Here is an 18715-nt window from a genome sequence, read left to right as displayed (position 1 = left end):
CGCAGGGTGTGACCTAATCCTCGAGCAGTCGCACCGGCACGCTGGTGGGCGAGACGCCGCGCGCCTGCACGCGCAGCAGGACCGCCTCGCGTCCGGCGGAGCGGGCGCTGTCGATCACCGCCTCCAGTTCCTCCACGCTGCCGACCCCGCGACCGTTCGCGCCAAGGATGATGACGCCGCGCGACAGGCCGCGCCGCGCCGCGTCGGAATTGGGGTCGACACCGGTGATGGCGAGACCCTGCGTATCGGCGGCGACGCCCAGCTGACGCGCGATCTGCGGCGTGACGGGCACGGCGGATACGCCCAGCGTATCCTCCAGCACGCCGTTCTCGCGCGCCTCGGGCATGGCATTCTGGGCCTCGTCGTTGTTGTTGAACATCTGCTGCTGCGCCAGCGTCTCCTCGCTGGGGCGGCGACCTACGGTCACGTTCACCCGGCGGCGATCGCCGTTGCGAATGAAGGTAACGGGCACGGTCGTGCCGGGCGCGATGTTGGCGACGATGTAGGACAGCGTGCTGTCGGGCGTCACGTCCTCTCCGTCGACGGACAGGACCACGTCGCCCGGTTGCAGGCCGGCCTTTTCCGCCGCCTCTCCGGGCTGCACGCCCTGCACCAGTTCGCCGCGCCGCTCGGGAATGCCGAGGGCTTCGGCGATGTCCTCGTCCACCGGCTGGATCTGCACGCCCAGATAGCCGCGCAGGATTTCCTCGCCGTTGATGAGCTTGTTGACGATCGGCGCGGCATCCTCCGCCGGGATGGCGAGGCCGATGCCCACGCTGCCGCCCGAAGGCGAGAGGATGGCGTTGTTGATGCCGATGACGTTGCCCTGCATGTCGAACAGCGGGCCGCCCGAATTGCCGCGGTTGATGCTGGCATCGGTCTGCAGATAGCGGTCATACGCGCCGCCCGATCCGGTGTTGCGATAGACGGCGGAGACGATGCCGCTCGTCACCGTCCCGCCAAGGCCGAACGGGTTGCCGATGGCGATCACCCAGTCGCCCACGCGCGCCTGGCTGGAATCGCCGAAGCGCACGAAGGGGAAGGGCGTGCCGCGCTGGATCTTGAGCACCGCGAGGTCGCTCTGCGGATCGGTGCCGACCAGTTCGGCCGGGTATTCGGTGCCGTCGGGCAGCGTCACCGTCACCTCTTCCAGCTCGGCCCGCGCATCGGGGCTGACGACGTGGTTGTTGGTGACGACGTAGCCATCCGCGCTGACGATGAAGCCCGATCCCAGCGACTGCGCCTCGCGCGTTTGCGGACCGCTGCCGCCGCGCTGGCGCCCGAACCGTTCGAACGGAGTGCCGGCGAAGGGATTGGTGTTCTCCACCGTGATCGACTGCCGGGTGGAGATGTTGACCACCGCCGGCTGCAGCGCCGCGGTCAGGTCCGCGAAGCTGGCGGGCGCGCCGCCGCGCGGGACGACGTCGTTCAGTTGCAGATCGTCGTTCTGCGCGACCTGCGCGCCGGCCGGATATCCGGTCAGCAGAGAGATGGCCGCCCCGCCGGCAAGCAGGGCCGAGGTGATGCCGTAGGAATAGCGCACTGGCTTCACGTCCTTCATGTCCTTTTGTCACGTCTCACGCAGTCAACGGATGATCGGCTGCGAACTGGGTTCCGCCCCGCGCCCGCGACCTGCTCCCAACCGGCTGAACTGCCGTTTAACGACAGTTGTAATCGTTTGTCGCAGGCCGCGGTTTTCCGCGGGTTCTCGCGCCATTCCCGAAGACCGTCAGCGACCGCCGCGGAACTGGCGCAGATATTCGTTGTCCGGGCTCATGATGATCGAGCTTTGTCCGTCGCCCGTCTCGAAGGTGCGGCGATAGCTCTGCATGGCACGGTAGAAATCGTAGAATTCGGGATCCTTGTTGTAGGCATCGGCGAAGATCCGCGCCGCCTGCGCCTCGGCTTCGGCGCGGATGATCTGCGCATCGCGCTCTCCGCGGGCGCGGATCGTGCCCGCCTCTTCTTGGCGATCCGATTCCATCCGGGTGAAGGCGGCCTGCAACGGCGTGCCCTGCGGCAGGTCGGCGCGCTTGATGCGCACGTCGATCACCTGCGCCCCGTATTGCCGGGCCTGCCGGTCGAGCGCGTCGCGAATGTTCTCCATCGCGTTGCCGCGCTCGGGTGTCAGCAGGCTGGCGAAGGTGCGCCGGCCCAGCTCCTGCCGCAGCACGGAGGTGAGGATGGGTTCGAGCTGGTTGCGCAGCTGGTCCTCGCTACCCGCGCGCTGCACGAACAGCACGGGGTCGAAGATGCGGTAGCGCGCATAGGCGTTCACCTCCAGCCGCTGCTGATCGTTCGACAGCACCGTCTCTCCGCGCATGTCGAGGTCGAGGATGCGACGGTCGACATACTGGATCCGGTCGAGCAGCGGGATGCGGTACCACAGGCCCGCCCCGGTCGAGCCGTAGGGCTCGTCGGGATCGAAGCGGTTGATGACCGCCACCGGTTCGCCGGTGCGGATCTTCACCGCCTGCTGCGTCTCCGGCACGATGACCAGCGAGCTGAGCAGCGCGACCGCCAGCACGACGACCGCGATGATCGAGAATTTATGCCGTTCCCACATGCTACTGGCCTCCCGCCGGCGGCGCGGGCACGGCGGCGGCGTCGCCGTTCGCCTGGCCACGCCGTGCGCGCCGCTGCACTTCCGGGAGCGGCAGGTACGGCGTCACGCCATCCGCTTCCACGATCGTCTTGTCGGTATCGGCCAGCACGCTTTCCATGGTTTCGTAATAGAGCCTGCGCCGCGTAACCTCGGGCGCGAGGCGGTATTCCTCGTAGATGTTGTCGAATTCGGCGGCACCGCCCTGCGCCTGCGCGAGAAGCTGCTGTTCATAGCGGCGCGCGTCGTTCAGGTTGCGCTCCGCATCCTGACGCGCGGCGAGCACGTCGTTGAACGCCTCGATCACCTGCTGCGGCGCCTCTGTCCGCGCGATTTCCACGCCCTGCACGGCGATGCCGGCATCGTAGGCGTCGAGGATTTCCTGCATCCGGCTGCGCACGCGCTGTTCGACCTGCTGGCGTCCCGCGCCCGACAGGATCGTGTCGAGCTGCGTCTCGGCCACGGCGGCCCGCATCGCGGCTTCCGCCACCTCGTTCAGCGTCTCCTCCGGCTCCGCCAGTTCGAAGCGGAATTGCACCAAATCCTTGATGTTCCAGCGCACCAGATAGGACAGGTCGACCAGGTTCTGGTCGCCGGTGAGGATCAGGTTCTCCCCGCCCTCGCCGATCTGATTCTGGCGGATCTCGCTCACATTGGTGACGTCGACCGTCTGGATCGGCCAGGGGAAGGTGAAGTTCGTGCCCGGCTGCATGGTGCGCGAATACTTGCCGCCAAGCCACATGACGATGCCCTGTTCGCGCGGCTGCACGAAATGCACGCTGGTGACGGCGAGCCACAGCAGGACGATGGCCCCCATCGCGACGGGAAACCAGCTCTTGCCGCCGGGCCGCTGCGGAAGGCGGAAGTTGGGGCCGCCGGGCCCGCCGGTGCGACGCGGACCTTCCGGTCCCCGGTTCTTGAAGATATCCTCTATGCTGGCGGAGCGGCGGGGCCGTTCGCCCCGGTTGCCCACGCCATTGCCGGGCAGCCACGGATTGCGCGGCCCGCGCGGCGTTTCGCCAGAGGGCGTATCGCCCGTATCGCCGTCATCCTCGCCATCGCCGGACTTGCCCGAAGGCCTGCCCCACGGATTGCGCTTGCCGGCCATCGCCAGCCCGATCCTGTCAAAAAACCCGCCCAGTCGTTCCATGCCTTTCTCTATAGGAAGCGCGCGCGCAAAAAACAGGGGGGAAACGGGCAAAAATGCTGACCTTCGCGCGCGCAATCGCTAGCAGGGCGAGCCATGAGCAGCGAAGCCGACATCCGTGAAGCCGTCCCGCCCGAATTTCGCGAGCGACTGCGCTCGGTCAGGGTGGCGGACGGAACCGTGACGCTGGTGGTGGATGCCGGCGGCCTGGGGCGCACGGCGCACGAACCGCTGCGACGCGAGCTGCAAGCGGCGGTCGGCACGGTGCAGGGGGTGGATACGGTGCGCGTCGCGCTGATGGCAGAAAAGCCGCAGCGGCAGGTGATCGTCGTCGGATCGGGCAAGGGGGGCGTGGGCAAGTCCACGCTTACCGCCAATCTCGCCGTCGCGCTGGCGCGGGCCGGGCGCCGGGTCGGGCTGGTCGATGCCGACATCTACGGCCCCAGCCAGTCGGTGCTGATGGGGGAGGAAGACAGCAGGCTGGAGGCGCGCGACAAGGTGCTGATCCCGCACGAGACGCGCTATGGCCTGTGCTTCGTCTCGATGGGACAGCTGGTGGAAAAGGGCCGCGCGATCGCCTGGCGCGGGCCTATGGTCGGCAACGCGCTGGGCCAGCTGATGAATGCCGACTGGGGCGATGCGGAGTTGCTGCTGGTCGATCTGCCGCCCGGCACCGGGGACGTGCAGCTGACCATGATGCAGAAGTTCAGGCCGGCGGGCGCGGTGGTCGTCTCCACCCCGCAGGATCTCGCGCTGATCGACGCGACCCGCGCGCTCGACCTGTTTTCTCAGGCGGACATCCCGGTGGCCGGCCTGGTCGAGAACATGGCCGGCTTCGTCTGTCCCGAATGCGGCGCGACCAGCCATCCCTTCGGCGAAGGCGGCGCGCAGGATGCGGCGCGCGATCTGGGGGTGCCCTTCCTCGGCCGCGTGCCGCTGACCATGGCGATTCGCGAGGCCAGCGACGCCGGCACCCCGCCCGCCGCCGGCGACGGGCCGGAGGCCGCGCCCTTCGCCGCCATCGCCGCCCGGCTGGACGATTGGCTGACGGCGGGGGCCGGGACATGAGGCGCGGCTGATGACCATCTCGCGCAGGGGGTTGCTGGCAGGCGCGGCGGCGGGCGGCGGCCTGCTGGTCGCGTGGTCGCTGATGCCGCGAAGCTACGACAACCCGCTCTCCCCCGGTCCGGGGGAGGCGGTGTTCGACGCCTGGGTCAAGATCGGCGCCGATGGCGTGGTGACGGTGGCCGTGCCGCAGCTGGAAATGGGGCAGGGCGTCACCACGCTCCTGCCGCAGATCGTCGCGATGGAAATGGGGGCGGACTGGCGGCAGGTGGCGGTGGAGCCGGCGCCCGTCAGCGGAGCCTACGCTAACCTCCCGCTCGCCGCCGCCTGGGCACCGCTGTGGCGTCCGCTGATCCCCGCGCTCGCCGGGGATGCGGACGACATCCTGCTCGGCCGCTGGGCACGGGGGTCGCGCTTCAACGCCACGGCGGCGGGAACCACGCTGGCCGCCTACGAGCAGAGCTGCCGGCAGGCCGGCGCGGCGGCGCGGGCGATGCTGGCGATGGCGGCGGCGGACCGGTGGGATGTCGACTGGGAGCAGTGCCGGGCCGAGAACGGCGTCGTCACCCACGACGCGAACGCCGCCTCCTTTGCCGAGCTGGCGCTGGAAGCGGCGGCCTACGATCCGCCCGACCCCGCTCCCCTGCGGCCGGAACCGGTCGCCGAGCCGGCCCCGCTTCCCGGTTACGGCGGCGCGGCGGAGGATCTCCCCCCCGCCTTTCCGCGACTCGATCTGCCGTCAAAGGTCGATGGCAGCTTTACCTTCGCCGGCGACGTGCGCCTGCCCGGCATGGCCTTCGCCGCCATCCGCCACGGCCCGCTCGACCGTACCGAACTGCTCGATTTCGATGTCGGGCGCGCCGCCGCGCAGCGTGGACTGGTGCGCATCGTGGAAGGCCGGCGCTGGCTCGCCGCGGTGGCCGACACCTGGTGGGCCGCGGAACAGGCGCTCTCCGCCATCGCCCCGCGCTTTTCCACCGCGCGCCCCGTCGACAGCGGCGCCATCGCGGGGGCGCTGGACGATGGCGTGCGGCGCGGCGCGGCGACCACGGTGGAGACGCGCGGCGGGGGCGATGCGAACTACGTGCCGACCGAGGCGCGCCGCTACGACGTGGCGCCCGCGTTCCACGCCACGCTGGAGACGAGCACCGCCACCGCGCGCCTTGCCGACGGCACGCTCGAACTGTGGCTGGCGACGCAGACCCCCGAACAGGCGCGCGAGGCGGCGGCGCGGGCGCTGGGCATGAACGCCGGCCGCGTCGTGCTTTACCCGGTGGCGGCGGGCGGCAGCTTCGACCGGCGGCTCGACAACCAGATCGCGGTGGAGGTAGCGCTGATCGCGCGCGAGGCGGGGCGGCCGGTGCAGCTCACCTGGTCGCGCTGGCAGGAGACGCTCGCCAGCTACCCCCGCGCGCCCGCCGCCTGCCTCATGGGCGCGGCGGTCGATCCCGCGGGCACCATTCGCCAGCTGCGCGCGCGCATCGCCACCCCGCCCACCATGCTCGAATTCGGCCGCCGCCTGTTCGACAACCAGGTCAGCTGGGCGGCCATCGACGCGGTGGCGGGGGAGGCCGATCCGATGGCAGTCGAAGGCCTGCTCGCCAGTTATGCCATTCCCGATGCCGCCGTGCAGCACATCCCCGTCGCCACCGCCCTGCCGACCGCCCGGCTGCGCGGCGGGGCGCACGGCCTGACCTGCTTCTTCCGCGAAAGCTTCATCGACGAGATCGCCGCAACGCGCGAGCGCGAGCCGCTGTCCTACCGCATCGCCATGCTGGGCGGCGATGCGCGGCTCGCCGAATGTCTGCAACGCGCCGCGCGACTGGCCAGCTGGGACGGCGGGCGGCGCGGCAGCGGGCAGGGGATCGCCTGCCACCGGATGCAGCTGGGCGAGGCGGTGGGTCGCATCGCGGTGGTCGCCGAGGCCGGCGCGGGCGAGGGCGGGGTGCGCGTGCGCCGGCTGTTCGCCTGCGTCGATATCGGGCGCGTGGTCAATCGCGACATCGCCATGCAGCAGATCGAGGGCGGGCTGCTCTACGGTCTCGGCCTGACGCTGGGATCGGCTGTCACCTACGACAGCGGCCTGCCCGCCAGCGGGCGGCTGGCGGGGCTCGACCTGCCCCGGCTGGCGGACGCGCCGCAGATCGTCGTGGAGCTAGTGGCGAGCGAGGCCGTGCCGTTCGATCCCGGGGAGATCGGCGTGCCCCCCGTCGCCCCGGCCACCGCCAACGCATTTTTCAGCGCGACGGGGCTTCGCCTTCGCACGCTGCCGCTGCTATCGGCGCTCGCATGACCATGCAAGCGCAACACCTGCCGCCAGACCATCCTTTGGTGAGGAGCGGAGGCACGGGCGTCCTGCTCGTCAATCTCGGCACGCCCGACGCACCCGAAACGGCGAGCGTACGCCGCTATCTGCGTGAATTCCTGTCCGATCGCCGCGTGATCGAAATTCCGCAGCTCGTCTGGCAGCCGATCCTGCGCGGCATCATCCTCAACACCCGCCCCAAGAAGAGCGCCCATGCCTATCGCCAGGTCTGGACCGAGCAGGGCTCGCCGCTGGCCGCCATCACCGCGCGACAGGCGGAGAAATTGCAGGCGATGCTGGGCGCGGGGGTCCGTGTCGACTGGGCCATGCGCTACGGCGAGCCGGCCATCGCGGAGCGGCTTTCGGCCATGCAGGAAGCGGGCTGCGAGCGCATCCTGCTCGCCCCGCTCTACCCGCAATACTGCGCCGCGACGAGCGCCACCGTGGTCGATGCGGCGGGCGACTGGCTGCGCGCGCAGCGCTGGCAGCCGGCGCTGCGGACCCTGCCGCCCTATCACGACGATCCGGCCTACATAGAGGCGCTGGCGAGCGATATCGGGCGTCAGCTCGGCGCGCTCGACTTCGTTCCCGAGGTGCTCATGCTGAGTTTCCACGGGATGCCGAAACGCACGCTTGATCTCGGCGATCCGTATCACTGCCACTGCCGCAAGACCGCGCGGCTGCTGGAGGATGCGCTGGCCCGCCCCGGGTTGCGGATCGTCACCACCTTCCAGAGCCGCTTCGGCCCCGCCCAGTGGCTCGAACCCGCGACCGACGCCACGCTCGCCGAGGAGGCGGCGAACGGCACGAGGCGTCTCGCCATAGCCGCGCCCGGCTTCGCCGCCGATTGCCTCGAAACCCTGGAGGAGCTGGCCATTCGCGGACGCGAGCAGTTCATCGAGGCGGGGGGCGAGCATTTCGCCACGCTGGACTGCCTCAATGCGGGCGATGCGGGCATGACCATGCTGGAGGCGATCGTGCGGCGCGAACTGTCCGGCTGGATCTGACTTCGCCGATCGTCAGAAGTCGATCGCGATGCCCTTGATGACCCAGTCGCCGTAGCGCGTCGGGCTGAGGCCGTCCTTGCTGTCCTCCGCCTGCGCCTTTTCCTCCGCCCGCTCGGCCGGCGTGGCGGGGTTGGGTCGGGGCGGCGGATCGTCGGTCCAGTAGTCCGGCTTGACGAAACCCTGGGGGCGCTTGGCGGATCGGTCGGTCATCTGCCGGACATGGGGAGGCTGGCGTGCGCGCGCAACTGCGCCTATCGCGCCCCCATGTCCGACAATCCCGGTTTCCCCGCGCGCCGCGCCGCGCTCAAGATGCTCGACGCCGTGCTGCGCCGGGGCGAGACGCTGGAGCAGGCGGGCGGCGCGGCCAACGGATTACCGCATGTCGCGGACCGCGCGCTCGCCCACGCCATCGCCGGCGAGGTGCTGCGCTGGCTGGTCGATCTCGACCGGCTGATCGACGGGGCGACAAGGCAGCCGCTGCCCCCGGATGCGAAACCGCGCGCCGTGCTGCGCCTGATGCTGGCGCAATGGCTGCGGCTGGGCACGCCGCCCCACGCGGTGATCGCCACCGCCCTGCCGCTGCTGGACGGCGGTCCGCGCCGGCTGGCACACGGAGTATTCTCCACGCTGACGAAACGCGGTGCCGCGCTGCCGGAAGCTCCGACGCTGCCGTCCGAAGTCGCCGCCCGCTGGAACGAACGGGCCCGGCCCATCGCCGCCGCGCTCGGCGAACCGCCGCCGCTCGACCTGACGCTGCGCGATGGCGGCACGACCGCCGACTGGGCGCGGCGGCTGGGCGGGGTCAGTCTGGCGCCCGGTCACGTTCGCCTGCCGCGCGGCGCGCGGGTCGAGGAGCTTCCCGGTTTTGCCGAAGGCGCGTGGTGGGTGCAGGACATCGCCGCGGCGATCCCCGCGCGCTTGCTGGGGCCGGGCGAGGCGGAGGGGCGGCAGCGCAGCGTGCTCGACCTTGCCGCCGCGCCGGGGGGCAAGACGCTGCAACTCGCGGCCGCCGGATGGGACGTGACCGCCCTCGATGTCAGTGCCCGGCGGATGGAACGCCTTTCCGCCAATCTCGCACGCACCGGGCTGAGCGCCGAGATGTTGGTGGAGGACGCGCTCGCCTGGGAGCCGGACCGGCATTACGACGCGATCCTGCTCGATGCGCCGTGCACCGCGACAGGCACCTGCCGCCGCCATCCCGACGTCCTCCACCGCATCGGGCCGCGCCAGATCGAACAGATGGCCGACATCCAGCGCCGGCTGCTGGAGCGCGCGAGCGGCTGGCTGCTGCCGGGCGGGCGGCTCGTCTATGCCGTCTGTTCGCTGGAGCGCGCCGAGGGCGAGGCCGTCGCCGCCACGGCCACGCTGAGGCCCGATCCGGTTGGCCCGGGGGAATTGCCCGCTGGCCTGGCACCGACGCCGGCTGGGCATCTCCGCACCGACCCGGGGATGCTGGCCGAAGCGGGCGGCATGGACGGCTTCTTCGCGGCACGCTGGATGCGTTGAGCCGATCCCCGGCGCGAGCGCGCGCAATTCTGCCGGGGGGCATGCTCCCGGCGGATGGACAATCGCCAGCCCGTGCCGCATCGTCTGCGTCCATGTTCGCCCTCTTCAAACGGCACTGGCTGCGCGCGCAGCCGCTCAAGTGGATCGGCCTGTTCGCCTTCGAGTTCCTTGTCGTGCTGTCGGGCGTGCTCGTCGCGCAATCCCTGCAGGAGCGGTTCGAGCAGCGCCGCGAGCAGGAGCGGTTCGCCGCTACGCGCGTCGTGCTGGACGAACAGGTGGAAGCCGCGGTGACGAACTTCCTCTCCCGCGCCCTGCAGGCGCGGTGCGTTCGCGCCAACCTCGCGACAATCCGGCAGGCGGTGAGCCAGGGGACCGCCGCCGATCTGTCGGCGATCGTCCGGCATCCGCCCCATTCGCAGAGCGCGATCAACGTGTGGTCTGGCGACACCGCGCGCGAGGCGCGGCGCCATCTCGATCCCGACGAGGTCCGCCGCTACGATTTCCTCGCGTCCCTGTCCCAGGACGTCATCGACTTGCGCCGGCAGGAAGAGGAATGGTGGGCGGCCGTGCTGCTGGCCTCCGATGGCGGGGCGGGGCTGAACGAGCAGGAACGGACCGAGGCGATGCTTGCGGCCTACAAGCTCGATCACGCCTACGAGGGCTGGGACCAAGCTGTTCCCACCCTGGTCGGATCGCTGCGCGTCTTCGGGCTGGAACCGGATGTCGATGCGATCGAACGCAGCCATCAGGGCGACGGCGTGTGCGCCGCTGAGGTGCGCGCGCTTCTCCCCCGGCTGCGAACCTATGTCGAACAGGTAAAGGCCATGCCGCTCCCGTGATCGCGATCCCCCCGGAGGGGCCGGCCTTTCCTACCTCACGGGCACCGTGCTGGGGATCGCGCCATGACCCAGCCCGTTGCCCGATTCATGACGCTCAGCCCGCCCCGGGTAATGGATCGTCCCTGGAAGGGTGACGATCCGCGCGCCGGCGGGGTAACGGTGGCGGCATGCAGGGTGACGACCGGGCGGGGCGGGGGTGACGGATCGGGCGTTGCGGGTGACGGCTTCGGGCACAGTATGACACGCCGGCGGCTTTTCGCCCCGGACCGTGTCACACCTGTTCCACCTTCAGCCCTTCACCCGGTTGGCAAAGCTCTTCCTCAGCTTCATCAGCTTGGGCGGAATGGTGGCCTGGCAATACGGATTGCGCTGCCCTTCGCCCTGCCAGTACTCCTGATGATAGTCCTCCGCCTTGTACCACTCACCGCTCTCGATCGTGGTCACGGCGTCGGCGTCGTGGGCCGCGTTCCAGCGGTCGATGGCGGCCCGGGCCTCGGCGTGCTGGTCGTCGTCGAGCGGGAAGATGGCGCTGCGATACTGGGTGCCCACGTCGTTGCCCTGCCGGTTGAGCTGGGTCGGATCGTGCGTGCCCAGGAACATGTCGTAGATCTCGGGCAGGCTCACCCTGCCCGGATCGTAGGTGATGCGCACCGCCTCGGCATGGCCGGTCGTGCCGCTGCACACCTGCTTGTAGGTCGGGTCCGGGGTGTCACCGCCGATATAGCCGCTCTCGACGCTCTCGACGCCGACGACGTCGTTGAACACCGCCTCGGTACACCAGAAGCAGCCGCCTGCCACGATTGCCTGTTCGCTCATGATTGGTCTCCTTTGCGAATGCAGATGGGGTGCCGGACCGCGCTTGTCATCCCGGGCCCGACCGCGAGGCGTCGCCCCGATCTGCCGGCCCCTTTCCGCAGGGGGCGCGCCCGTCATGCCTGGGCGGACGACGAGCGCGGTCACGGCGCAAGTGGACTTCGCGCTGAAGGGAACCTAACTCGGCCCGCATGACCACACTCACCGTATCCGCCCTGCAATGCGAGCTGTCCTCGGCGGACGAGAAGGCGAACATAGCGGCCATCTCTGCCTTGGTGGAGCAGGCGGCGGGCGAAGGAGCGCAGGTGGTGCTGCCGCCCGAGCTGTTCTCCGGCCCGTACTTCTGCCGCGAGGAGCGCGACGAGTTCTTCGCCCTCGCCCGCCCGACTGCCGAACACCCCTCGGTCATCGCCATGCGCGAACTGGCACGATCGCTCGGGATCGCGATACCCACGAGCTTCTTCGAGAGGGACGGGCACCATTACTACAACACGCTCGCCATGATCGGCGCCGACGGAGAGATCGCCGGCACCTATCGCAAGAGCCACATTCCCGATGGGCCCGGTTACGAGGAGAAGTTCTACTTCCGCCCCGGGAACGACGGGTTCAAGGTGTGGGACGTGTCCGCCTCCGGCGGAACCGCCACCATCGGCATCGGCGTGTGCTGGGACCAGTGGTATCCTGAAACCGCCCGCTGCCTGGCGCTGAAAGGCGCGCAGGTGCTGTTCTACCCTACCGCCATCGGATCCGAACCGAAGGATGCCGACATGGACACCAGCCGCATGTGGCGCCGGGCGATGATCGGACATGCCGTGTCGAACTGCATGCCGGTAGTCGCCGCCAACCGTATCGGACACGAGGGGTCGCAGGACAGCGGCAACAGCTTCTATGGCCACAGCTTCATCTGCGACGAATGGGGAGACATGCTCGCCGAATACGGGCGCGAGGAAACAGGCGTGCTGACCGCAACGCTCGATCTCGACGCGGCGCGTCAGCACCGGGCCAGCTGGGGCTTCTTCCGGGACCGCCGCCCGCAGCTTTACACTCGCATCTGCGAGGACATCTGAGCGCGCCCCGATTTCTGATCGCGCTGGGCAGCAATTGCCGGTTGCCGGATATCGGCCTGCCGCGCGCAGTCGTCGCGCATGCGATGGATCGGCTGGAGGAAACGGCGGGTCAGGTCGTCGCCCGTTCACCGATCATCGACAGCCGGCCGGTCGGCCCGTCGCGGCGGACCTTCGCGAATTCCGCGGTCGTGATCGAAAGCGAGCTGGCCCCGCCCGCCATGCTCGCGCTGTTGCAGGACCTGGAGGTACAGATGGGCCGCAAACGGCGCGGGCAGCGATGGGGTCCGCGGACGCTCGACCTTGACATCGTGCTCTGGTCGGGCGGCCTACATGCCTCACCTGGCCTTCGGATACCGCACCCCCTCTTCGGTCAGCGATTCTTCGTCACCGGTCCGGCAGCAGCGATCGCGCCGGATTGGCGAGACCCGGCAACCGGGCTGAGCGTGGCACAGATCAATTCACGATTGTCGAAACCCCGCTGACGACGATGGCCTGACCGATCTCGAGCGTCTGGCGCTGCAGGCCGAATTGCAGCGCGACGATGGCGTCGCGCCGGATGTCGCGGTCTGCCACGGCGCTGACCTCGTAGAAGTTCCAGTCGGGGCCGATCGTGACCGTGCGATCACCGAAACCGGGATAGGGTTCCCGGTTCTGCTGAAACCGCACGCCCACCATGGCCGTGCCGGCGGGCGCATCGGTATCGATCGCGCGGGCGAAGAAACCGATAGTCACTCGCTCGCCTTCCTCGATCGGCGCCAGGATCGGAATGTTGATCCCGCTGTCGTACACGGGCCCGGCCGTCCCTTGCACGATGCGCAGGGCCGCCCCGCCGCCGGGATAGGATTCGTCCGTCACCATTTCCCTGGTCATGTCGGAACCGTAGCCATCCCAGGCCAGCGTGGTCGGATCGTTGAGCAAGCCGCCGGTCAGCACATCGTCGATCGCGGCAAGCTGCGAAGGCAATCCCGGCGTATTGCGTGGCTGCGGTGCCTCTTGTGGCTGGGCGAATGCAGCCGCTGCGGGCAAAGCCAGGCCAACGCACGCCGATAGAATGGCGATTTTCATGAACATGTCCCCTCCACGATCGATCTCGAGCCGAATACGCGCAGGTCCGGTCTACAGCCATTGCCGGGAGGTCCGCAAGCCCGCTTGACCCGTGCGCCACCGGTGCCTAGTGCCGCCATTCGAAATGGGGCCCTTAGCTCAGTCGGTAGAGCAACTGACTTTTAATCAGTAGGTCGCTGGTTCGAACCCAGCAGGGCTCACCACCAGGTTTCAAGCCGCTGGCACATCCTGTCATTGTCATTAAAGCGGGCCGAATTCTGTCAGTGACCTATTTCCGCCGGTAATTGCTCCGGTTTTATGACACGTTACGGTAGTCGGAATCAGCGTGCTCTGGGCGTCTCCCTTGTCAATGGCGCGGTCGACCAACGAGAGGATGTGGCTCTTCGGTGCTCCAGCGCCTTGAAGCACATCATCGCGAAGACGGCCGTGAATCACCCACGAGGGACGTTATCGCGCCGGTTCACCCGTTGTCTTGGCTACAGCTATCGCCCCGTGCTTGGCGATCATCCACAGGTACGCGTAAGACCCCATACGACAATCTAATGAATGTCAGGGGCGGACAGCCGATCGAAGTCTGCGGGTTGCCACCATCATTCGCAGGGCGATCAACAGTGGGGTCCCGATTCGGCTTACCTCGACGTACCGGGAGTCTCATTACTCGCTATGGCCGCTTCCAACGAGGCTACGCCGCGGGTGAATGCCCCCGACCACGCGGCTTCCGACCAGAGGGTAATGGACTCGCGGTAGGCACCGACCCAGATCACCCCATCCTTCTTAGCGTCGAGCGCATGCGCGAGTAGGGGGGAAAGACGCAATCGACCATCGGGCTGCAACGTAACACGATTGTAGGTCGCCATGGCGGCGAAGACGAGCGTCTCGCATTCGTCGGGCTCGCACTCCGATAACGTCTGCGAAAGACGGTCGAGATCCGCCCGGCGGTCCTTTAGCGGAGACATGCACACACTGCCATCACTCGACAGGACCGCGAGGAGCGCGAGGCTCGCTTCGGGGGTCGCCCACGACACGCGCCGTCGAAGCACCATGGGCAACTGCACCTTCGCTTTGGACGTGATCGTCACAAGGTCCAGCCAGAACGGCTTCCCCTGCTCCGCGATCACATTCCACTCAGGCGTCCTTCCAGGCTTCATGGAACGTATCTGTAAAAAAAAGAAACGATCTTGTCCCCTCCCGTCAACCGACCGTCCACCACCTCCAACCAACCTTGTAAACACAGATGTCCACAGGCGGAGCGGAATTCGGTAGATCGCTGCTTTGGTATATGATACGATTCTGTAAAGAGGAGAACGACGTGGTTGCAACGCTTCAAACCGATCTCGACCGGATCTGCTGGACGCGTATGCAGGCCGAGTCCGGGCAGGGGCTGAATACCATCGTGTGCCGCAAGGAAATGGAACGGCGTATCGGCGATGGGCTGTTCTTCTGGGGAGTCGGCAATGCCCCGGCCAGAGCCATTCCTGCCCTAGCGCGCATGGGCGCAACACTGGACGTCGTATTCTCGATGATGAAGTCGAAACCGAAGGCGAAAGACGTAGCTCCCGCGAAGGTGCACGCCTGGCGTCGATACATCGATCAGTTCGGTGCGGTCCGGGACCTGCCGAGGCATGTCCTCGTGACGAGCCGCGCCGGGTCCAGAAACTGCCACTACGCTCTGGTCTGTCGGTCGGAAAAGGAGCTCGCGGTCGCGGACGAAGGCCCCTTCGACCCCAGCGCCTATCGCAATTTTGGCGCTGGCAAGGCGGTTGGCGCTTCGCAGACTACCGCCTTGCTCGAACGGCACTCACTATTCGGAGATCCCGACTACAGGATTGCGATGCGTGCACGAATGACAGGTGGGATGTGGGTCAAGCTGGTCGATCCCGTGGAACTGTCCTCGTCGATGAGGGCGCTGCTCGACGAAACTCCAATGGACGAGCAGGAATGGCTGGAGATGGTCGATGCGGCAAGGCGCACGGTCCGGCCCGCAATCCCGGCGCGGCACGATCAGCAGGATTACCTGTTCGTGATTTGATCCGGCCCACTTCTCCCGCTATGCCTTCGGGCAGGATTGAACCGGGGGACGATCCCAATGACCGATAGCGCGTCGAAACTGAGGCAGGATCTGCGCGCTGCCGGTCTGAGTTCGGCAGTCATCGACGCTGCCTGGCCCGCCTGGTGGAGCGACGCCGCCGCCAGCTCGACCTCGGCTCAGGTGGAACTCCGGCTTTCACTTGCCCGTAACCTCGGCATCGCCCCGAAGGCCCTGATCGGGGAGAAGGTCGATTTCGTCTGGCACGATCGGGCGCGCTTCAAGCACCTGAAGGCCAGCGAGACGTCCGAACTCGGCGCTCTGGAGTCCTTCGGGACTAGTATGGCCGGATCGCTCATCCAAGCCGCGGGCGACGGTCCCGGACTTGTTGGCCTCTCCGCCGCGAACCTCAGGAGCATCCTGCTGACGGAAAGTTCGACAGTCGATCTGCCGAGCCTGATCACCGCCTGCTGGGCCCTTGGCGTCCCGGTAGCCCACCTCAAGATCTGGCCGCTGGATCGCAAGGCCATGCACGCCATGGTCGCTTCCCGCGATAAGCGCCACGCCATTCTTCTGGTGCGGGAAACCTCGTTCCTCTCCCCTATGGCCTTCACCCTCGCGCATGAAATAGGACACATCGCCCTCGGCCATGTTCGCTCCGATGAGCTTCTTGTCGATGCTGAGGATCCCGGTGCTGCTGTCGAAGACGATGAAGAGGAACGCGCCGCGGACCGGTATGCCCTCGAAGTCCTCCTAGGCGATCCCGATCCTGATATCCGGCTTAATCTGGACACCTTCAACCATGCCATGCTCGCAGAAGCGGTAAAGCGCCAGGGTCCGGAAATGGGTATCGATCCGGGAGCGCTCGCTCTCGCCGTAGGCTACCGTCAGAACGCCTGGCCTGTTGCGATGGCAGCCCTGAAGCTCATCCAGACCGAACCTGCTCCGGTCGGCGATCTGGTCAACGCCGTGGCCCGGAGTCAGCTCAGTTTCGAGAGCCTAGGCTCCGACAACGCCTCGTTCGTCAAGAGAATTCTTGGTTTCGACGATGAGTGAAGGACCCTGCCTCGATACCGACATCGTCCTGAAATGCGCTGCCTGGAATCTCGAGGGAGAGCTGCTCGGAATATTGTCCGCGAACGGGAAACCGGCCACGCTTGGTCTCGTGCATCTCATCGCAGCAAGGCAGATGTCACGCCTGAGGCTGAATGATCGGGAGGCCGGAGGCAGGAACCTCGATATCCTCCTGTCCCAGCTGGAATGCCTGGAGCCTGACCAGCAAGAGGCCGAACTGGCGGCGGAGATCGTTGAGGTCGCCCAAGTGCGGAATCTGCCGATCGATCCCGGAGAGGCGCAGCTGTTCGCCATCGCAGCGAACAGGTGCATCCCGCTGCTCCTCACCGGCGACAAACGCGCCATACGCGCGATGTCCGAGATCAACGAAGACCAAGGCCTCGCGCTCGAGGATCGCCTCGTGTGCCTGGAGCAAGCGATCCGAGCGATCGTCGCTGCGACGCAACCCCTCACGGTGCGTGACAAGATCTGCGCCGAACCAGAAGTCGACGGTGCAATGCGCCTCATCTGTTCTTGCGGGCGCCAGGATTGGGACCCGGGGCAATTGGACGAGGGCCTGGAAAGCTTCATCGCCGAGATCAGGCGAGGAGCAGGCCCCCTCCTGCACGACGGCTCACTTCTCGCTTAGGAAGACCGCATAGGGATCCACGAGTTCCGCGACGAGGTCGATCTTCACGGGCCTTCTTTCCTCGTTGACCAGCTCAGGCTCGGTGACCAGGAGACAGGCCTTGTCCGCCTGTCCCTGGACATAGCGGCTTCCGAGGCGGCCTTCATTGCGTCCTACGCCAACCCTGGTGGCGGCCAGATCCAGCTCATCCTCGTGTTCACGCAGATCCTTAATCATCAGGGCGAACCGCGACCCCAGCACATTGATCGCCTTGGGGATGGTCTCCCACTTCGTGCCGTCGATCGAATAGCGCTCGGCCCGCACCTGCTCCGCATAATGGCGAGAGTTCATCTCATGCATTACGAGATGGATCGGTTGCCCCTTCTCGGCGATGCTCTTCGCAAATGGCTGGACCATGGAGCGCGGATGGCAGGTGTTTCCCCCATAGCCCCACATCGCGAACCCGGCGTCGTCGATCTCCTTGCGCTTGCGCGCGATGATCTCCTCGAGGCCTTCACGTGCGTGGGTCCCCACCTTCATATACAGCAGTCCGGCGCCCGGGTGGATTATCTCGCTCATTCGGTGTCCTCGTAGAATTCTGGCTTCCAATCATCCTCGTCCGCCGCTTCGAACGTGAGGGGGCGGCTGGACCTTATATAGCGCATCCGGAGATTCTGGTCGCGTCCGTAGAAATTCGTCAGCCGCTCCTTGTCCACTTCCCTGCTTTCCGCCGGTTGGCGGTTCCCGGGGAGAGCTTCGACGAAAAGATTACAGGACCTGAGAAGCGCGTCGTCGTCGAGGTGATAGGAATGCATCAGCGGCTGCATCCGGCTGACGAAATAGCCAAGTTCGGAAGCGCGCTTCTGGGTGGTATAGAGGACGCGCTTGGGCCATTCGAGCTCCTCGTCGTCGGCGATGACGATCATTCCCTGACCACCGTGACCGCAGGCCTCCATCCCTCTTTCCATGAAGATATGGACGCTCTCGCCATCGTTCGACTGCCCCCAAGGCGGATTGGTGTAGAAGCGCTCAAAGCGATTGGTCATCGGGAAAGGGTCGCGAGCATTATACAACTCGGCATTGAGCAGCCGGATGTGCTTGCGCTCCGCGAAGCTCTTGATGGAATGGACCTGCCGCTCGTCGAAGTCGAAGACGGTTATCTGCGACGGGCCATACGGCAGAATGCCGCGTTCCTTGAGGTGCGCCACACACACGCTGATTGCATCGCCGTCCCCGATGAAGGCCAGCTTCTTGCCGTTAGCCCAATAAGCGACCAGCTCGGCCTGCATGACCATGTCCCCGGCCTTCATGTAGATCTGATCGATGCTCCGGATCGGCCGGGGCCGATTCTGAACGACGTCCGAGATGGCGTTGATTGCTTCCTGTAGATCAATCTGCGCCCGTTCGACAGTCATAGCGCTGCTCTCCCGCCTAGACCGATAGACATACTGCAGCATCGGTACTGCGCAAGGAGGGCAACGGACTTCTTCACGATCAACTTACGATGCAGGAAGATAGCCGGCACAATGCCGGAAAAAGGGCAATCCTCGACCCCAAAGCGCCACGGAGCCATCATGGGAGCCGTGTCGCGA

Annotated in this window: 19 protein-coding genes and 1 tRNA gene; 11 read left to right on the top strand and 9 right to left on the bottom strand. The window is 67.1% G+C overall.

Annotation, left to right across the window (positions count from 1 at the left end; translation table 11 throughout):
• Positions 1-13 precede the first annotated feature (13 nt).
• The 3 genes from EG799_RS05595 to hflK all read right to left on the bottom strand — a co-directional run bounded on the left by EG799_RS05595 (position 14) and on the right by hflK (position 3752).
• Complete coding sequence (locus tag EG799_RS05595; RefSeq protein WP_123879297.1) at positions 14-1561, bottom strand: Do family serine endopeptidase; 1548 nt, start codon at positions 1559-1561, stop codon at positions 14-16.
• A 168-nt stretch (positions 1562-1729) separates the two neighbouring features.
• Positions 1730-2566, bottom strand: a complete 837-nt coding sequence (hflC, locus tag EG799_RS05590; protein ID WP_123879295.1) for a protease modulator HflC — start codon at positions 2564-2566, stop codon at positions 1730-1732.
• A 1-nt stretch (position 2567) separates the two neighbouring features.
• Entirely contained in the window at positions 2568-3752 is a 1185-nt protein-coding gene (gene hflK / locus EG799_RS05585; protein ID WP_234029040.1) for a protease modulator HflK, read from the bottom strand.
• Between the two features lie 93 nt (positions 3753-3845).
• On the opposite strand from hflK, the gene EG799_RS05580 reads away from it, so the two are divergent.
• Genes EG799_RS05580 through hemH form a run of 3 tightly spaced genes read left to right on the top strand, consistent with a single transcriptional unit; the run spans position 3846 to position 8126 of the window.
• Positions 3846-4817 carry an Mrp/NBP35 family ATP-binding protein gene (locus tag EG799_RS05580; protein ID WP_123879293.1) on the top strand — a complete coding sequence of 324 codons (972 nt, stop codon included), beginning with the start codon at positions 3846-3848 and terminating at the stop codon, positions 4815-4817.
• 10 nt (positions 4818-4827) lie between these two features.
• Positions 4828-7107, top strand: coding sequence for a molybdopterin cofactor-binding domain-containing protein (locus EG799_RS05575; protein ID WP_123879291.1), 2280 nt, complete (start codon positions 4828-4830; stop codon positions 7105-7107).
• The gene (gene hemH / locus EG799_RS05570; protein ID WP_234029039.1) at positions 7104-8126 is read left to right on the top strand and encodes a ferrochelatase; all 1023 of its coding nucleotides are present in this window, start codon (positions 7104-7106) and stop codon (positions 8124-8126) included. Before EG799_RS05575 ends, hemH begins: the two co-directional genes overlap by 4 nt.
• A 12-nt stretch (positions 8127-8138) precedes the next feature.
• Here hemH and EG799_RS05565 read toward each other — a convergent pair whose 3' ends face one another.
• On the bottom strand, positions 8139-8336 hold the full coding sequence (locus EG799_RS05565) for a DUF1674 domain-containing protein (protein WP_123879289.1): 198 nt from the start codon (positions 8334-8336) through the stop codon (positions 8139-8141).
• A gap of 54 nt (positions 8337-8390) precedes the next feature.
• Here EG799_RS05565 and EG799_RS05560 point away from each other — a divergent pair, with 54 nt between their 5' ends.
• Positions 8391-9632 carry an RsmB/NOP family class I SAM-dependent RNA methyltransferase gene (locus tag EG799_RS05560; RefSeq protein ID WP_123879287.1) on the top strand — a complete coding sequence of 414 codons (1242 nt, stop codon included), beginning with the start codon at positions 8391-8393 and terminating at the stop codon, positions 9630-9632.
• Positions 9633-9724: 92 nt separating this feature from the next.
• Positions 9725-10471, top strand: a complete 747-nt coding sequence (locus EG799_RS05555) for a hypothetical protein (RefSeq protein ID WP_123879285.1) — start codon at positions 9725-9727, stop codon at positions 10469-10471.
• Between the two features lie 288 nt (positions 10472-10759).
• Here EG799_RS05555 and msrA read toward each other — a convergent pair whose 3' ends face one another.
• Positions 10760-11287 carry a peptide-methionine (S)-S-oxide reductase MsrA gene (gene msrA, locus EG799_RS05550; protein WP_123879283.1) on the bottom strand — a complete coding sequence of 176 codons (528 nt, stop codon included), beginning with the start codon at positions 11285-11287 and terminating at the stop codon, positions 10760-10762.
• 188 nt (positions 11288-11475) lie between these two features.
• Between msrA and aguB the strand changes: the two genes are divergently transcribed.
• Both aguB and folK read left to right on the top strand, forming a co-directional pair.
• Positions 11476-12351, top strand: a complete 876-nt coding sequence (gene aguB, locus EG799_RS05545) for an N-carbamoylputrescine amidase (protein WP_123879281.1) — start codon at positions 11476-11478, stop codon at positions 12349-12351.
• A complete protein-coding gene (gene folK / locus EG799_RS05540; protein WP_325051123.1) occupies positions 12291-12833 on the top strand; it encodes a 2-amino-4-hydroxy-6-hydroxymethyldihydropteridine diphosphokinase in 543 nt (180 codons plus the stop codon). Before aguB ends, folK begins: the two co-directional genes overlap by 61 nt.
• On the opposite strand, the gene EG799_RS05535 is transcribed toward folK, so the two are convergent.
• Positions 12805-13416: a hypothetical protein gene (locus EG799_RS05535; RefSeq protein WP_123879280.1), complete on the bottom strand. Its 612-nt coding sequence runs from the start codon at positions 13414-13416 to the stop codon at positions 12805-12807. The genes folK and EG799_RS05535 overlap by 29 nt on opposite strands.
• 127 nt (positions 13417-13543) lie before the next feature.
• Between EG799_RS05535 and EG799_RS05530 the strand changes: the two genes are divergently transcribed.
• Positions 13544-13619, top strand: a tRNA-Lys gene (locus tag EG799_RS05530).
• Positions 13620-14045: 426 nt separating this feature from the next.
• Here EG799_RS05530 and EG799_RS05525 read toward each other — a convergent pair.
• Positions 14046-14534, bottom strand: coding sequence for a hypothetical protein (locus tag EG799_RS05525; RefSeq protein ID WP_123879278.1), 489 nt, complete (start codon positions 14532-14534; stop codon positions 14046-14048).
• Between the two features lie 191 nt (positions 14535-14725).
• Between EG799_RS05525 and EG799_RS05520 the strand changes: the two genes are divergently transcribed.
• The 3 genes from EG799_RS05520 to EG799_RS05510 are packed head-to-tail and all read left to right on the top strand — an operon-like array spanning position 14726 to position 17144.
• On the top strand, positions 14726-15445 hold the full coding sequence (locus EG799_RS05520) for a hypothetical protein (RefSeq protein ID WP_123879276.1): 720 nt from the start codon (positions 14726-14728) through the stop codon (positions 15443-15445).
• A gap of 57 nt (positions 15446-15502) precedes the next feature.
• Positions 15503-16498 (top strand): ImmA/IrrE family metallo-endopeptidase, encoded by a 996-nt coding sequence (locus EG799_RS05515; RefSeq protein WP_123879275.1) that lies wholly within the window; start codon positions 15503-15505, stop codon positions 16496-16498.
• Positions 16479-17144 (top strand): hypothetical protein, encoded by a 666-nt coding sequence (locus EG799_RS05510; protein ID WP_123879273.1) that lies wholly within the window; start codon positions 16479-16481, stop codon positions 17142-17144. Before EG799_RS05515 ends, EG799_RS05510 begins: the two co-directional genes overlap by 20 nt.
• Here the strand turns inward: EG799_RS05510 and EG799_RS05505 are convergent.
• Both EG799_RS05505 and EG799_RS05500 read right to left on the bottom strand, forming a co-directional pair.
• Positions 17130-17702, bottom strand: coding sequence for a hypothetical protein (locus EG799_RS05505; protein WP_123879271.1), 573 nt, complete (start codon positions 17700-17702; stop codon positions 17130-17132). The two genes, EG799_RS05510 and EG799_RS05505, sit on opposite strands and share 15 nt — an antisense overlap.
• Positions 17699-18580, bottom strand: coding sequence for a bis-aminopropyl spermidine synthase family protein (locus tag EG799_RS05500; protein ID WP_199798270.1), 882 nt, complete (start codon positions 18578-18580; stop codon positions 17699-17701). Before EG799_RS05500 ends, EG799_RS05505 begins: the two co-directional genes overlap by 4 nt.
• Positions 18581-18715: the final 135 nt, after the last annotated feature.

Source organism: Aurantiacibacter spongiae (assembly GCF_003815535.1).
Lineage (GTDB): Bacteria > Pseudomonadota > Alphaproteobacteria > Sphingomonadales > Sphingomonadaceae > Alteraurantiacibacter > Alteraurantiacibacter spongiae.
This window is presented reverse-complemented; position numbering and strand designations above follow the sequence as displayed.

What these genes read in the sequence shown, in the direction of transcription:
- EG799_RS05595 (WP_123879297.1), bottom strand. Translation starts at nt 1,561, where the DNA reads ATGAAGGACGTGAAGCCAGTGCGCTATTCCTACGGCATCACCTCGGCC.
- hflC (WP_123879295.1), bottom strand. Translation starts at nt 2,566, where the DNA reads ATGTGGGAACGGCATAAATTCTCGATCATCGCGGTCGTCGTGCTGGCG.
- hflK (WP_234029040.1), bottom strand. Translation starts at nt 3,752, where the DNA reads ATGGAACGACTGGGCGGGTTTTTTGACAGGATCGGGCTGGCGATGGCC.
- EG799_RS05580 (WP_123879293.1), top strand. Translation starts at nt 3,846, where the DNA reads ATGAGCAGCGAAGCCGACATCCGTGAAGCCGTCCCGCCCGAATTTCGC.
- EG799_RS05575 (WP_123879291.1), top strand. Translation starts at nt 4,828, where the DNA reads ATGACCATCTCGCGCAGGGGGTTGCTGGCAGGCGCGGCGGCGGGCGGC.
- hemH (WP_234029039.1), top strand. Translation starts at nt 7,104, where the DNA reads ATGACCATGCAAGCGCAACACCTGCCGCCAGACCATCCTTTGGTGAGG.
- EG799_RS05565 (WP_123879289.1), bottom strand. Translation starts at nt 8,336, where the DNA reads ATGACCGACCGATCCGCCAAGCGCCCCCAGGGTTTCGTCAAGCCGGAC.
- EG799_RS05560 (WP_123879287.1), top strand. Translation starts at nt 8,391, where the DNA reads ATGTCCGACAATCCCGGTTTCCCCGCGCGCCGCGCCGCGCTCAAGATG.
- EG799_RS05555 (WP_123879285.1), top strand. Translation starts at nt 9,725, where the DNA reads ATGTTCGCCCTCTTCAAACGGCACTGGCTGCGCGCGCAGCCGCTCAAG.
- msrA (WP_123879283.1), bottom strand. Translation starts at nt 11,287, where the DNA reads ATGAGCGAACAGGCAATCGTGGCAGGCGGCTGCTTCTGGTGTACCGAG.
- aguB (WP_123879281.1), top strand. Translation starts at nt 11,476, where the DNA reads ATGACCACACTCACCGTATCCGCCCTGCAATGCGAGCTGTCCTCGGCG.
- EG799_RS05535 (WP_123879280.1), bottom strand. Translation starts at nt 13,416, where the DNA reads ATGAAAATCGCCATTCTATCGGCGTGCGTTGGCCTGGCTTTGCCCGCA.
- EG799_RS05515 (WP_123879275.1), top strand. Translation starts at nt 15,503, where the DNA reads ATGACCGATAGCGCGTCGAAACTGAGGCAGGATCTGCGCGCTGCCGGT.
- EG799_RS05505 (WP_123879271.1), bottom strand. Translation starts at nt 17,702, where the DNA reads ATGAGCGAGATAATCCACCCGGGCGCCGGACTGCTGTATATGAAGGTG.
- EG799_RS05500 (WP_199798270.1), bottom strand. Translation starts at nt 18,580, where the DNA reads ATGCTGCAGTATGTCTATCGGTCTAGGCGGGAGAGCAGCGCTATGACT.